Origin of the sequence: Aureimonas sp. AU20, assembly GCF_001442755.1 — a bacterium.
Classification (GTDB): domain Bacteria; phylum Pseudomonadota; class Alphaproteobacteria; order Rhizobiales; family Rhizobiaceae; genus Aureimonas.
This window is the reverse complement of sequence record NZ_CP006369.1, coordinates 206,173-220,665: the sequence shown is the minus strand read 5'-3', so window position 1 is coordinate 220,665 and position 14,493 is coordinate 206,173. Positions and strand designations below refer to the sequence as shown.

Genomic DNA, 14,493 nt, shown 5'->3' with positions numbered 1-14,493 from the left:
ACCCGCGTTCCGGATGTTGGCTTGGCCCAGGCCGACTTCCGATTCGAGACGGTGGAGCCCGAGTTCGACCATCTGACGCTGTCCAACGCGCCGGTGGAAGTGCTGGCGACGGGCTTCCGCTGGATCGAGGGGCTCGTGTGGATGGGCGACTGGGGGACGCTCCTTTTCCAGGATCTGCCGCGCGGGCGCACCATGGCGTGGAGCGAGCGAGGAGGGCTCGCCGTCTGGCGCGAGCCTTCCGGCAACGCCAACGGCCAGGCGCGCGATCGGGAGGGCCGGGTGGTCGCCTGCGTCAACCTCGAACGCGCGGTCGTGCGGATCGAACACGACGGGAGCATCACGCCGCTCGCCACCCATTTCGAGGGGTGCCGGCTGAATTCGCCCAACGACGTCGTGGTGAAGTCCGACGGGTCGATCTGGTTCACGGACCCGCTCTACGGCATCGCCAACGACTACGAGGGTGTGCGGCAGATGTCGGAACTTGCCCCGACAATCTATCGCCTCGCCCCCGAAAGCGGCGAACTCACCGCCGTCTCGCGCGACTTCCAGGGGCCGAACGGCCTCGCCTTCTCACCCGACGAAACGCTCCTCTACGTCGCCGAGACGGGCGACCAGCGGCATTCCGATCCCACGCAGGTCTTGCGGGTGCTGCCGGTCTCGGACGACGGACGATCGCTCGGGCCGATGCGCGATCTCGCCAAGGTAGCGCCCGGCTACACCGATGGGTTGGCCGTAGACGAGGCGGGGCGCATCTGGTCGAGCGCGGGCGACGGCGTCCATTGCTTGAGCCCCGACGGTCGGCTTCTCGGGCGTATCCGATTGGGCATGACCGTCTCGAACCTCACCTTCGGCGGCGGCTCGTATCTCAACCGTCTGTTCATCGGAGCGAGCCATACGCTCATGGCCGTGTTCCTCAACACGCGGGGGGCGCGCTGGCCATGAGAGATCTGCGCATCGCGGCCGTCCGACTGGCTTGCCGGAACGTCGAGGCGGCACTCGGTTTCTACGTCGCAGCTTTCGGGTGCCGCGAGACGGCCTCGGGGAACGGCACGCGCGCCCTGCTGCTTGGTGCGCAGCGTCTGGAGTTCATGCCTGCAACACAGGATAGCGGGCCATCGCCGCCCTCGAACGCCGCTGCCTTCCAGCATTGCGCGATCATCGTCTCGAATATGGACGAAGCGATGCAGCGTTTGGGGAGCGTGCCCGGCTGGACGGCGATCTCGTTCAATGGCCCCGAACGCCTGCCCGAAGCCTCGGGCGGGGCGAGGGCGTTCAAGTTTCGCGATCCGGATGGGCATCCGCTGGAGCTTCTCGAGTTTGCGCCCGACAAGGTTCCCGCCATCTGGCGCCGCAGCGATCCAGGCCCATTCCTCGGCATCGACCATTCGGCCATCACCGTATCCGATACGGACCAAGCCATCGCGTTCTGGCGCGAACTCGGCTTCGAAGTGACGGAGAGGCATACGAACCGCGGCCCCGAGCAGGCGCGGATGGACGGCCTTCACGTCCCGCACGCCATCGTCGAGGTGACGACGCTCATGCCGCCCGGCGGCGCACCACCTCATCTCGAGCTCCTCTGCTACGCCGAGCCCGACACCCTGCGCGAAAGGGCAGCGGACGGTTCACCCTTCGCAACCTCGCTGCTATTTCGTGACACCTCTTCCCGGAGCGGTTCGGGTGCGGACCCTGATGGGCATCGCTTCAGCATCCAAGCCTGAGGACCTCCAAACGCCCCATCATCAGATGATGGACGGTCACGATGATCCAGATCGTCGCTCCTTCCATCAGTCCGATCGTGGTCGGCGCGATCGGGCTTGAGGTCGCATCCATGTCGCGTGCTGACGGATTCGTCGCTCGCAGAACTTTGGAACCGCTCCAACGACGCGTCCCTTGTTGCTTCAAACGGCGCCCACCGCAGCGGTGACGCAGACTTGGAGACGACACGATGACACGTCCGCCCCTTCCCTACAGTCCCGACGTCGAGCAGCCGAGCGAGGGCGAGCAGAAGACGATCGACGGCATCATCCAGGGCATGACGCAGCAGTCGCAGACCGTGGAGAAGCGCGAGCACCACGCCGTGCGGGCGAGCCATGCCAAATCCACGGCGCTCGCGGTTGGAACGCTGGAGATTCCCAAGGGCCTGCCCCCCGAGCTCGCCCAGGGCCTGTTCGCCCGTCCCGGCACCTATCCCGTGGCGGTGCGCTTCGCGCAAGGACCGGGCGAGCATCTCGGGGACCGCGTTTCCACCCATCGCGGCATGTCGATCAAAATCTTCGACGTCCCCGGCGAGAAGCTGCCGGGCCACGCCACGGATACGCAGGACTTCGTCCTTGCCAGCGGCACGACCTTTCCCTCCGGCACGGCGGAAGGTTTCTTGCGCGACGGCACCGTGATCGGCAAGGCCACGGGCCTGCCGGAAGGCGCCAAGAGCGCCGTCGCCTCGCTGGCGCGCAACTTCAACCGGGTGCTGCATGCCTTCGGCACCGAAAGCCCGAAGGCCGACTTCTTCGGCCACCCGTTCTCGCATCCGCTGGCCGAGCCTTACTACAGCCAGGCCCCCATCCGCTTCGGCGATCATGTCGCCAAGCTCGGCGCCTTCCCGGTTTCGCAGGCGCTGGAGGCGCTGAAGGACTGGCGGCTCGACCCCAAAGACGATGAGGATGGCTTCCGACATGCGGCAGTGGATCATTTCCGGGCGAACGAGGTCGTGTTCGAGCTGAAAGCGCAGCTCTGGCGTGATGCGGACAGCCAGCCGATCGAGGACGCCTCGGTCGAGTGGTCGGAGGAGACGAGCCCCTTCGTCACCGTCGCCACGATCCGCCTGCCGGCCCAGGACGCCTACAGCACCGCCCGTCAGCGCTACTTCGACGAGGAAATGACCTTTCGTCCGGCGCACAGCTTGGCCGCGCACCGACCCCTTGGCTCCGTGATGCGGGCTCGCCTTCAGGTCTATCAGGCGCTGTCCGAGTTCCGGCATCTCGAGAACGGCATCCCCGAGCAGAACCCGGCCGCGATCGACGCCATTCCCGCGTGAAGGGTTCCGCCGGCTTGTCCCGGACCTGACCCCTCCCGGAATGGCGGTGCCATGGGTAAATTGGCCGCTGGTGAACCAAAACCAGCGGCATCCAATCGCCACGCGCCTGGAGGTGTCGGAGGCAAGAGCCTGGTGAGGTAGGCGATGCGCCGGTTGCAAGTCGTCGCGCGGATGACCAAAGAGCCGAGCGTCTTGTTGTTTTACGCAGGGATCTCGTTCCCGGTAGCCACCTGAAGGATTGCTTCCTAAGGAGTACGGATTATCAGGCGGCACCTCAGGATCACGCAAGGGATCACCATTAGGGTTGGTCATGCGAGCGGTTCCTCCCACGCTCGTGTTACCCATGGCGCCCTTGCCGGTCCTCCCCCGGCGAGGGCGTTTTCATTTCGACGATCCGTTTCCTGTCAGAAGGAGGATTGTCTGGCATCTTGGGTTCAAACCGGCCCGCAGCTATCGCCGAGGATCAAGGCCGGCTGGAAGATGACGTTTCGCGGTGCGGCCGCGGGGCCTCGCTCTATCCGATCGACCAGCAGCCTCAGCGCCTCGTTCGTCATTTCCGAGATCGGATGTTCCGTTCGCGTCAGGCGTGGGCGCAGGCCTCCGATGCCCGGAATGGTGTCGGTGGAGGCGATGGACACATCATGGGGACAGGACAACCCGAGGTCGGCGAGCGCCCGCATGACCCCAAGCGCCATGACGCCATTGGCGACATAGATCGCCGTGGGACGGTCCGCTCCCGTCAGAAGCTCTCGCGCGACCGAATAGGCGACGTCCTCGCGGAACGCACCATTGCGGACGTGCCCGGGCTCGGGCTCAAGGCCGCGAGCGGCCATTCCCTCGAGGAGCCCGTCCAGACGCCCCTGTCCCGTCGTCAGGTGAAGCGGGCCGGTGATGGTCGCGATGCGGCGATGACCGAGATCCAGCAGGTAGTTTGCGACCTGCCGAGCCGCCGACACATTGTCGATCGTCACCGTATCGCAGCGATCGTCCGCGACACGGCGGCCGAACAGGACCGTTGGAATTCGGCCCCCTTCCCCCTCGCGACCATCCAGGCGCAGGCTGGCATCGATGGGAACCAGCATCAGGCCGTCGCACGACAGGGCGCGGACCCGAGCGAGAATCCGCCGTTCGTTCTCGGGCTTCTCGTCGCTGTTGAACAGAACCAGCGAATAGCCCCAATCGGCCACCGCCGCCTCGGCGGCGCAGACGATGCGGGCGAAGAAGGGGTTGGTGAGGTCGGACACGGCGAGCGCGATCAGCTGGCTGCGACCGCGCTTCAGGTTCCGCGCGGCCGATAGCGGCGCATAATCCAGATCGTCGATCGCCGCCAGCACGCGGGCCCGCAGCAGGGGGCTGACATAGGCGGTTTCGTTGACCACCGCCGACACGGTCGCCGTGGAGACGCCGGCGGCCTTTGCGACGTCGCGGATTGTAGCCAAGCGAGCACCGTAGCTAAACGTTTCGGCAAGGCGTTCGGAACGCCTTCTGACTCAGATACCGTTATCCGATGGCGAGCGAACGTCAATGCCCTTGCATTCTCGAGATTGTTCGGAAAGATTAGCAAAACGGTTCGCTCTTGTTCGCCGGGAGGGCAGCGGGAGCCGAAGCAACCGTGGGAGGATCCGATGAACGCTTCAACGATCGCCATTGTCGTGGCCGGCCTTGCCGCGACGCTCGCCCCCGCCATCGCCCAGGACAAGCCGCTTCTGGGAATCGTCTCGATCTCGGCCACCGAAGCCAACAACGTGCGCTACATCGCGGGCGCGGCGGCCGCCGCCGAAAAGGCCGGCTGGACCGTATCGGTGATCGACGCCGCCGGCAGCGCCGATCAAGCCAATTCGGCGATCCAGAACTTCGCCGGGCGCGGCGCGGGCGCGATCATCGACATGGTCTTTCCTTATTCGTCGATCGGCGCGGGCTTGGCCGCCGCCAAGGATGCGGGAATTCCCGTCGTCACCTGGGGCGGGGGCCTCGGCTCCTCGGTGGCCGCGACCAACGGATCGGGCGCGCCGATCGCGCAGCCCGTGATCGAGAAGATGATCGCCGATCTCGGCGGCAAGGGAAGCCTGCTGGCCCTGACCTACCGCACCGGCGAGGTCTGCCGAAATCGCGAGGTTCTTCTGGACGAGATGCTGAAGGCAAGCCCCGGCATCACCGTCACGAAGAACGAGGTGCGCATTCCCGGCTATTTCGAGGACGGCGCGCAATATGCCAACGCCTGGCTCGCGTCGCACCCGGCCGGCGACGGCAATCTCGCGATCTGGGGCTGCTGGGACGATCCGGCCATCGGGGCGATCGGGGCGCTGCGCCAGCAGGGCCGCGACGACGTAAATGTCTATGGCGTCAACGGCAACGCCCAGGCGATCGAGAACGTTCAGAACGGCCACATGACCGCGACCGCCTGGGAGAACAGCTACTCCGAGGGCCAGCGCATGGTGGAGATGCTGGACGAGATCAAGAAGGCCGGAGCCGGCTGGACGCCGAAGGCCGCCGAAGTGCCCGCCATCCTGGTGACCCGGGACAGCGTCGCCGACTTCGTGAAGCAGCATCCCGAGGCACTCGGCAAGTGATGTTGCAGGCCGCGCCGCGACCGGCCGAGAGCAGGACCATGCCCGATGGGGTTCCCTTCCTCTTCGCCGAGGACATCGCCAAGTCCTATGGCGGCGTTCAGGCGCTCAAGGGCGTCTCGCTTCGCGTGCAGCCGGGCGAGGTGCATGGGCTGGTCGGAGCGAACGGGGCGGGCAAGTCGACGCTGATCCGCATCCTTGCCGGGCTGACGGAGCCCGATCGGGGGCGGATCGAGGTCGACTGCAAGCCGGTCACGATCACCGCGCCCCAGCGCGCGGCCGATCTCGGCATGACGTTCATCCATCAGGAACTCGCCTTCGTGCCCGGCATGACGGTTCTCCAGAACATCATGCTGGGCCTGCCCAAGCGGCAGCGCTTCGGCGTCGTGGACTGGCGGTCGATCGCCCGCGAGGTCGAGCCCGTGGCCCGGCGCGTCGGCCTCGCCGCCCCGCTTTTTTCGAGCGTCAAAGGCCTGTCGGTCGCCGAGAAATGGCTCATCAACATCTGTCGCGCCCTCGTGCGGAAGGCCCGCCTCATCGTGATGGACGAGCCGACCGCCTCCCTGTCGGCGACCGAGGCCGAGACGCTTCTGCGCATCGTGGAGGACTTGTCGCGCTCGGGCGTCGCGGTGCTCTACGTCTCGCACCGGCTCGACGAGATCCTGCGCATCTGCCATCGCGTCACCGCATTCCGCGACGGTCGGTCGGTGGCGACGCTCGAAGGCGCCGGGTTGACGAGACCCGCGCTTGTCGACGCGATCGTCGGCGGCGCCGTCGAAAACCTTGAGAAGTCCGCAGCCGACCTTGGTCGCAACGAGGTCGTGCTGGCCGTCTCCGGACTGACGCGGCGCCCGCGCGTGCGCGACGTCAGCTTCGAGCTTCATCGCGGCGAGGTGCTCGGCATCGGCGGGCTCGTCGGCGCCGGGCGAACCGAACTCGTGCGCCTCGTCTACGGCGCCGACCGACCCGACGGCGGCGCGATGCGCCTCGACGGCGTCACCTTCGCGCCGCGCCGCCCGGCGGATGCCGTGAAGGCCGGCCTCGGCCTCGTGCCGGAGGAGCGGCGCAGCGAGGGCTTGGTGCTCACGAAGAGCGTCGCCTTCAATCTCACCCTGTCCAGCCTGTCGCGGATCGTCTCCAGCCCGCATCTGCCGCTCGTCAGCGCCGCCCGGCAGCGGACGCTGTCGAACGATGTGATCCGCGACCTCGCGATCAAGACGCCGGATATGCACGCGCCTGTCGGGCGCCTCAGCGGCGGCAACCAGCAGAAGGTCGTGATCGGCCGCTGGCTGCTGCGCGCGCCCAAGATCCTCATCCTCGACGAGCCGACGCGCGGTGTCGACATCGGCGCCCGGGGCGAGATCCACCGCCTGATCCGCGATCTGGCGCGGCAGGGCATGGCCGTTCTCGTCGTCTCCTCCGAGCCGGACGAGTTGCCGGACCTTTGCGACCGGGTGCTGGTCATGGCCGAAGGCCGGATCGTGCGCGAATTGGCGGGGTCCGCCCTGACCCGCAGCGCCATCATCGAGGCAAGCTACGCCGAAGGGCGCAACGCCGGAGACCCGACATGACCGATGCCAGCGCCCCGACCCGCCGCCTTTCGCCCCGGGCGAAGACCGCGCTCGGCATCTTCGCGCGCTATGCGACGATCATCGGCCTCCTGGCCATGATCGCCGCCTTCGCGGTCCTGTCTCCGCGCGCCTTTCCGACCCTCAACAACTTCACCAACGTCCTGAACCAGGCGTCGCTGACCATGATCATCGCGGCCGGGCTGACGCTCGCGGTGGTGGTCGGCGAACTCGATCTGTCGGTCGGCTTCGCGGCCAGCCTGCACGGCATCCTCGTGACCGGCCTCATCGTCTCCAACGGGTTGCCGATCCCCCTCGCGATCCTGATCGTCCTTTGCGCGGGCGCTCTGATCGGCCTCGTCAACGGGCTGATCGTCACCAAGATTAAGGTCAACTCGGTGATCGCCACGCTGGGCGTCGGCACGATCCTGACCGGTCTCGCCTTCGCCTATTCCGCCGGCGTGCCCATCGTCTCGGGCGTGCCGGAGGCGTTTCTCCAGCTGTCGCTGGGGCGCTGGCTCTTCGGCATTCCCAACAACATCGTCATCATGGCGCTCGTGGTCGGCGGCCTGTGGGTGCTGGTGGAGCGAAGTGCGCTTGGCCAGGAGATACAGGCGGTCGGCGGCAATCCGGCCGCGGCGCGGCTCGCCGGCATCGATGTCGACCGCATCAAGATTCTGGGCTTCGTGATCTCGGGCGTCTGCGCCGCGCTGACCGGCATCCTCCTCGCCTCGCGCCTGGGCAGCGGCACGGCCAGCGCGGCCGACAGCTATCTTCTGACCGCCTTCGCCGCCGTGTTCCTCGGCTCCGCCACGTTGCGGGATGGCGAATTCCACATTTTCGGCACGCTGATCGGTGCTCTGATCATCGCCTTTGGCTTCAACGGCCTGAACATCTTCGGCGCGCCCACCTTCTCGCAATACGTCCTCCAGGGCGCCATTCTCATCCTGGCCGTCGGGCTTTCGAGCCTCGGCCGTTCGATCGCGGAAAGCTGACATCCATGCCCGACACCGACGCGCCGAATTGGGACGTTCACGTCATCGAGTTCGCCCGGTCCAAGGACCAGCTCGTGGCCGGCCTCGTGCACGGAGCCTATGACGAGGGCACCGTGGACGTGCCCTTCTCCTTCGTCCTTGCCCGAAGCGGGGATCGCGTGGTGCTGGTCGATACCGGCTTCATGAAGGAAGGCAGCGGCGAGGCCATGAGCGTGAAGTTCGGCGTGCCCTTCTGGGTGTCGCCGCTGCGCATGCTGGCGGCGCTCGGCGTCGCGCCGCAGGACGTCACCGACATCGTGCTCAGCCACGCCCATTTCGATCACATGGGCTCGATCCACGAGTTTCCCCACGCGCGTCTCCACATCCAGAAGACCGAACTCCTGTCCTGGATCGAGGCGCTCGCCCTGCCGCGCCAGTTCGGCTACCTCACGGAGATCATCAATCCGGACGATCTGCGCAACGCCTTCGACGCCTCGCTCGAGCACCGTCTGAACCTCGTGGAAGGCGACGTCGACGACCTCCTGCCCGGCCTGCACCTGAGGCTGGGGGCCGGCCACACCGTCGGCCAGCAGTTCGTGATCGTCGAGACCGCGCGCGGTCGCCTCGTCATCTCGGGCGACTGCGTCTATTCCAAGCGCAACATCTGCGGCCACAATCACGACGGCGTCTATGTCCCGCTCGCCAACGCCACGGGCAGCGTCTGGGATCAGCTCAAGACCTTCGACCGCATCAACCGCGAGATCGCAGGCGATCTCGGCCGCCTCGTGATCCTGCACGACATGCAGCGTTGGCCGAACCTGCCGGTGGTCGAGGAGATCGAGGGCTTCCGGATCGTGAAGGCGTCCTGAACCAGGGGTGATCCGTTCCGTTTGGAGACGTCGGTCCATGTTGCGCCGGAGGCGGACGGACCTCGATGGGCCCGAGCGGTCGTGGCGCGCGATCGCCCTCCTCTGTCTCGCCTTCGCGATCGCCTTCGTGGAAGAGGATCAAGCGACCAACACGGGGCGACCGGGCCTTGGGTCCGCCCTTGAGGTGAGCCGTTCCCTGTCGGATGGCTGCTCACTTGCTACGACGAGGATAAGGAAGGATGGCTGTTGGAAGATGTAGGCCCCTCTCCGAAGGCTAAAAATGGATCGCTGGACCGAGTTTCAGGTGTTCGTCGCCATCGCCGACGAGCGAAGCATGACCCGGGCGGCGAGCGCGCTGGGCCTTTCCGTCTCCGGCATCAGCCGCCACCTCATGAATCTCGAGGCCCGTCTCGGCGCGCGTCTCATCCAGCGATCGACACGCCAGCTCAGCCTGACGAGCGAGGGCGAGGCGCTTCTTTCCGACGCCAGAGAGCTGCTCTCGACCTGGGCGGCAGCGGAAGCCAACGTCACGGCTCGCTCGCACGCCCCGACGGGACGGCTCCGCGTCGGGGCGTCGCTGTCCTTCTCGCTCTTGCACCTCATGCCCGTCGTGGCGCAGTTCCGGCGGCTCTACCCCGCTCTCTCGATCGAGATCGTTTCCTCGAACCGCTACTACGACATCATCGAAAACGGGCTCGACCTCGCGATCCGCACCCGCCGCGTCGAGGCCGACAGTTCGATCACCATTCGGCGACTGGGAGAGACGCGTCGGCTTCTTGCGGCGTCGCCGGATTATCTGGCCCAAAGGGGTGTGCCTGAGCACCCGCGAGAACTCCTCGGTCACGACCTCGTTCTCTACACATTGGCCGACAATTGGAACGAGTTCCGCTTCCGCCGGGGCGAGGAGGAGGCCACCGTCAAGGTCGAGGGGGCGATCCTCGCGAACGACGGGCAGTTGATCTGCCAGGCCGCCCGCGACGGGCTGGGGATCCTCGCGCAACCCACCTACATCGTGCAGGATGATCTCGATGCCGGGCGTCTCGTCCGGGTCCTCGACGACTGGGACCTGCCGCGCCTCATCATGAACGTCGCCTATCCCAGCAAGTCCTTCGTCCCGGTGAGGACGCGGTTGTTCATCGACTTTCTCATCGACCGGTTTCGCTTGAACGACTTCGAGAACCGCTGGACGCGCTGACAGGCTTTTTGCTTCGTACGCAATAATGTTTCCCAATCTGGCTTCTTTGTCTCAGCTGGAGTGAATGTTAGGCAATCCTTGTCGCCACGTCTCGTGGCCCACGAACTGCTGATCACCGACATTCGACTGGGAGGATGATATCATGAAGGGCCTACTCGCCGCATTCCTGGTTTCCGCCGCGTCCCTTGCGGGCGCCGCTCACGCGCAGACGGCGGAGAAGGTCTTCTTCCTTCTGCCGAACACCACGACCATCCGCTTCGAGAGCCGTGACGCGCCCTTCTTCGTGGAGGCGATGAAGGAGATGCGTCCGAACGCTGAGGTCACCGTGCAGAACGCGCAGGGCGACCCGCAGCAGCAACAGAAGCAGATCGAGGATGCCATCACGCAGGGCGCGAAGCTCATCCTTCTGACCTCGGCCGACGCCAACCTCGTTGCCGGCGGCATGGCCGCGGCCCAGGCCGCCGGCGTGCCGGTCGTTCTCTACGACCACGACGCCGTCGGCGGGAAGGCCGAGGCCCATGTCGTGTTCGACACCCTCGCGGTCGGCCAGGCTCAGGGCAAGCGCGCCGCCGAGCTGATCGGGAAGATGGACAAGACCCCCGTCAAGGTCGCCCGCGTCAAGGGCAACCAGGGTGAGTATGGCACCGGGCAGTACGAGAAGGGCCAGGACGAGTTCCTGAAGCCGCTGATCGATAGCGGCAAGGTCAAGGTCGTCTGCGAGCAGTACACGCAGAACTGGGACCCGACGCTGGCCCAGTCCTTCGCCGAGGACTGCCTGACCAAGAACGGCGGCGACGTCGACGTCTTTCTCGGCATGAACGACGGCACGACGGGCGGCTCGGTCGCGGCCCTGCTCAGCCAAGGCTACAAGCCCGGCGACAAGCTCGTCACGGGCGGCCAGGACGCGACCGTCGAGGCTCTGCGCTACGTCGCGCAAGGGTGGCAGGACAATTCGGTTCTCAAGGACCTCAAGGTCGAGGCGACCGAAGCGGCCAAGGTCGTCACCTCCATCCTCGACGGCAAGGGCGTTCCGCAGGACCTCGTCAACGGCAAGGTCAACAACCAGTTCATGGACGTGCCGGCCATCCTCCTGCCCGTCGAGAACATCACGAAGGACAACCTCGGCGAAGTCGTCACGAAGGGCGTCTGGACTTGGAAGGAAATCTGCCAGGGCATCGAGACCACCGAGGTCTGCAAGGCGAACATGTAACCAACGGGGCGGACGGCCCCGCCGTCCGCCCTCTCTGATCTCGGGAGGATCGACCATGTCTGCACTTATCGCCGAACGGCCAGCCGCAGCCCAAAGTCGCGGGACCCCGTTGGTCTCGCTGCGCAACATCCAGAAGCATTTCGGCTCGCTGCACGCGCTGCGCGGCGCGTCCGTGGAGGTCTATCCCGGAGAGATCGTCGCCCTCGTGGGGGACAACGGCGCCGGCAAGTCCACCCTGGTCAAGGTGATGGCGGGCGTCCACGCGGCGGACTCGGGCGAGTACCTGTTCGAGGGCAAGCCCGTCACGGTGAAGAAGCCGACCGACGCGACCGCGCTCGGCATCCAGACGGTCTACCAGGACCTGTCTCTGTGCAGCAATCTCGACGCCGTCCAGAACCTTTATCTCGGCCGCGAGGTGACCGGGTCCTGGTGGGGCGGCGGACGGATTCGCCGCGCAGAGTGCGAAGTCAGGGCCCGTGAACTCCTCACCCGGATGCGCCTCGGCAACCTGTCCCTGACGCGGCCGGTCGGCGCGATGTCGGGCGGCCAGCGCCAGAACATCGCCATCGCCCGGTCGATCCTCGAAACGCCCAAGGTCGTCATCCTCGACGAGCCGACGGCAGCCCTCAGCCACTCGGCGGCGGAAGGCGTGGCAACGCTCATCCGCACCCTGGCCGACCAGGGGCTCGGCATCGTGATCGTCAGCCACGACATCCACCATTTCGTGGTGAACGCGACCGACCGCATCGAGGTCATGCGCCTCGGCGCAAATTGCGCCAGCTTCAAATCCAAGGACGTCACGGGTGAGCAGGTCGTCAACGCGATGGTCGGCGGCAACGAAGGCGTCAATCTCGCGGGTTGACCGCGCTTCCCCCATCTCGAGGTAAACCCGATGGCCACCACCATGACCGTTGATGCGCCCGTGAAGCGTCCGCGTCGGAGCTTCGGCGAACTGCTTGCCAACGACCTGCGCGCCCTGCCGATCGTCATCGGCCTGATCGCGCTCGGCATCTTCTTCGCATCCCAGAGCGACGTGTTCCTGACGTCGCGCAACCTTTCGAACCTGCTGCTCCAGAGCACGGTCGTCGGCATCATGGCACTGGGCCTGATGTTCGTGCTTCTGGTGAAGGAGATCGACCTCTCGATCGCCGCGATCAACGGTGTGACCTCCGTGCTCATGGCCAAGTTCGTGGTCGAGTTCGGCGTCTCTCCCTGGATCGCCATTCCCATCGCCATCCTGGTCGGCGCCGCCATCGGCAGTTGCTCGGCGCGCTGGGTGACCTTCGTCGGCGTTCCTTCCTTCGTCGTGACGCTCGGTCTCGGCCTCGCCCTCAACGGCCTGCAACTGATCCTGCTTCCGCAGACCGCGCGGTACGGCTTGCAGCAGACCGGCATCGAGAAGATCGCCCTCACGAACATCAGCGGCGTCTGGGCCTGGTTGGCCCTGGCGATCGGCATTCTTGTCTACGCGGCCCTGGTTCTGTCGGATGTCGCACGCCGGAAGAGGAACGGCCTCGAGGTCTCCTTCCTCCCGTCCGTCGTCGTTCCGATCGCCGCCGCCGCTGCGTTCGGGGCCGTGGTCGTGGCGATCCTGACCGCCCACCAGGGCATTCCGCTGATCGTGCTCATCTTCGCGGTTCTCCTCGGCGTCGGCGGCTACATCCTCAACAGCACCCAGTTCGGGCTGTATCTCTACGCCGTCGGCAACAACGAAGAGGCCGCCCGGCGGGCGGGCATCAAGGTCTCCCGCATCAAGATGGCGGCCTTCGCCATCGCAGGCGGGATCGCGGCCCTGGCGGGCGTCATCGCGGCCTCGCGCACGCTCGGCGTCGGCGTCTTCTCCGGCGGCGGCGTCGGGGGCGGCACGCTTCTCCTAGAGTCCATCGCGGCGGCTGTCATCGGCGGCGTCAGCCTCTTCGGCGGCCGAGGCTCGATCCACGCGGCGCTGCTCGGTGCCCTCGTGATCGGCACCGTCAGCAACGGGCTCAACCTGATGGGCGTTGAGAACGAGGTCCGCCTGATCGTGACCGGGCTCCTGCTCGTGCTCGCCGTCTCGATCGACAAGCTCATCGAACGGGCGACGGGTCACCAGAGCTTCTGATACCGCCAGCGTCCCGGGCATCACCAAGTCCGGGACGCGGGACAAGCGACACGACAAGGGCCACCGACATGAAGATCGACGACATCGAACTCTGCGCAAGCTACTGGACGGTCGCCGGGCCGGTGTGGCCGGGCTCCCCGACCGAGGTCAGCCCCTTCTCACTTCAGGAGCGGGCAGAGGTCTGCGGGCGGATCGGCTGGCGCGGCATGGGCTTCGTCCTCGACGACATGAACGCCGCGATCGAGCAGTACGGCCTTCCGACCGTCAAGCGCATCTTCTCCGACAACGGCATCCGCCATGTCGAACTCGAATTCCTGGTGGACTGGCACCTTGCCGACGCGAGGCGCGTGGCGTCCGACGCCATGTTCGAGCGGAAGCTGGAGATCAGCGCCGAACTGGGCGTCGAGAAGATCAAGATCGGCGGCGGCGTGTTCGAGGAGGGCGAGCCGGACGTGCCCGCCATGCGCACCGCGCTCGCCAAGATCTGCGAGCGGGCGGCGCCCCTCAACATCGACATCGTCATCGAGTTTCTGCCCTTCGCCAGCATCAACTCGATCGAGCGTGGTGTCGCGCTCTTCGACGGGCTCGGGGCCGCGAATGGCGGCCTTTTGGTCGACACCTGGCACATCCAGCGCGGCGGGATGACGGCGGACGACATCCGCAAGATGCCGCCCGAACTCTTGAAAGCCGTGGAACTCGACGATGCCGGACCGGAGGTCCTCGGGGACCTGTTCAACGACTCCACCCACTACCGCCGCCTTTGCGGCGAGGGCTCGATCGACATCGCGTCGCAGATCCAGGCGATCCTCGACGTCGGCTATCGCGGCTACTGGGGCGTCGAGGTGATCTCGGCCTATCACCGCTATCTTCCGCTGGAGATGGCCGCGCAGCGCGCCTTCGACACGACGATGCGGCAGTTCCAGTCCGTGAACCTGCCGGTCGTCTGACCCACTCGTTTGGAGCCCGCCGGCTCCG

13 protein-coding genes are annotated in these 14,493 nt (G+C 66.4%); 12 read left to right on the top strand and 1 reads right to left on the bottom strand.

Annotated features, from left to right (window positions below; genetic code table 11):
- Positions 1-21 precede the first annotated feature (21 nt).
- The 3 genes from M673_RS20055 to M673_RS20045 all read left to right on the top strand — a co-directional run bounded on the left by M673_RS20055 (position 22) and on the right by M673_RS20045 (position 3,034).
- On the top strand, positions 22-942 hold the full coding sequence (locus M673_RS20055) for an SMP-30/gluconolactonase/LRE family protein (protein ID WP_061978694.1): 921 nt from the start codon (positions 22-24) through the stop codon (positions 940-942).
- The gene (locus M673_RS20050) at positions 939-1,718 is read left to right on the top strand and encodes a VOC family protein (RefSeq protein ID WP_061978492.1); all 780 of its coding nucleotides are present in this window, start codon (positions 939-941) and stop codon (positions 1,716-1,718) included. Before M673_RS20055 ends, M673_RS20050 begins: the two co-directional genes overlap by 4 nt.
- Before the next feature lie 227 nt (positions 1,719-1,945).
- Positions 1,946-3,034, top strand: a complete 1,089-nt coding sequence (locus M673_RS20045) for a catalase family protein (RefSeq protein ID WP_061978491.1) — start codon at positions 1,946-1,948, stop codon at positions 3,032-3,034.
- A gap of 434 nt (positions 3,035-3,468) precedes the next feature.
- Here M673_RS20045 and M673_RS20040 read toward each other — a convergent pair whose 3' ends face one another.
- A complete protein-coding gene (locus M673_RS20040; protein WP_082639906.1) occupies positions 3,469-4,473 on the bottom strand; it encodes a LacI family DNA-binding transcriptional regulator in 1,005 nt (334 codons plus the stop codon).
- Positions 4,474-4,659: 186 nt separating this feature from the next.
- On the opposite strand from M673_RS20040, the gene M673_RS20035 reads away from it, so the two are divergent.
- The 9 genes from M673_RS20035 (at position 4,660) to M673_RS19990 (ending at position 14,465) form a co-directional block, all read left to right on the top strand.
- Positions 4,660-5,604, top strand: a complete 945-nt coding sequence (locus M673_RS20035) for a sugar ABC transporter substrate-binding protein (RefSeq protein WP_061978490.1) — start codon at positions 4,660-4,662, stop codon at positions 5,602-5,604.
- A 38-nt stretch (positions 5,605-5,642) separates the two neighbouring features.
- Positions 5,643-7,172: a sugar ABC transporter ATP-binding protein gene (locus M673_RS20030; RefSeq protein WP_244493231.1), complete on the top strand. Its 1,530-nt coding sequence runs from the start codon at positions 5,643-5,645 to the stop codon at positions 7,170-7,172.
- The gene (locus M673_RS20025) at positions 7,169-8,164 is read left to right on the top strand and encodes an ABC transporter permease (protein ID WP_061978488.1); all 996 of its coding nucleotides are present in this window, start codon (positions 7,169-7,171) and stop codon (positions 8,162-8,164) included. The genes M673_RS20030 and M673_RS20025 overlap by 4 nt, the downstream gene beginning before the upstream one ends.
- A 5-nt stretch (positions 8,165-8,169) precedes the next feature.
- A complete protein-coding gene (locus tag M673_RS20020; protein WP_061978487.1) occupies positions 8,170-9,012 on the top strand; it encodes an N-acyl homoserine lactonase family protein in 843 nt (280 codons plus the stop codon).
- Between the two features lie 280 nt (positions 9,013-9,292).
- On the top strand, positions 9,293-10,207 hold the full coding sequence (locus M673_RS20010; protein ID WP_061978485.1) for a LysR family transcriptional regulator: 915 nt from the start codon (positions 9,293-9,295) through the stop codon (positions 10,205-10,207).
- Positions 10,208-10,349: 142 nt separating this feature from the next.
- The gene (locus M673_RS20005; RefSeq protein ID WP_061978484.1) at positions 10,350-11,417 is read left to right on the top strand and encodes an ABC transporter substrate-binding protein; all 1,068 of its coding nucleotides are present in this window, start codon (positions 10,350-10,352) and stop codon (positions 11,415-11,417) included.
- Positions 11,418-11,472: 55 nt separating this feature from the next.
- Positions 11,473-12,279 (top strand): ATP-binding cassette domain-containing protein, encoded by an 807-nt coding sequence (locus M673_RS20000; protein ID WP_061978483.1) that lies wholly within the window; start codon positions 11,473-11,475, stop codon positions 12,277-12,279.
- Positions 12,280-12,309: 30 nt separating this feature from the next.
- Positions 12,310-13,518 carry a sugar ABC transporter permease gene (locus M673_RS19995; RefSeq protein WP_061978482.1) on the top strand — a complete coding sequence of 403 codons (1,209 nt, stop codon included), beginning with the start codon at positions 12,310-12,312 and terminating at the stop codon, positions 13,516-13,518.
- A gap of 68 nt (positions 13,519-13,586) precedes the next feature.
- Positions 13,587-14,465: a sugar phosphate isomerase/epimerase family protein gene (locus M673_RS19990; protein ID WP_061978481.1), complete on the top strand. Its 879-nt coding sequence runs from the start codon at positions 13,587-13,589 to the stop codon at positions 14,463-14,465.
- Positions 14,466-14,493: the final 28 nt, after the last annotated feature.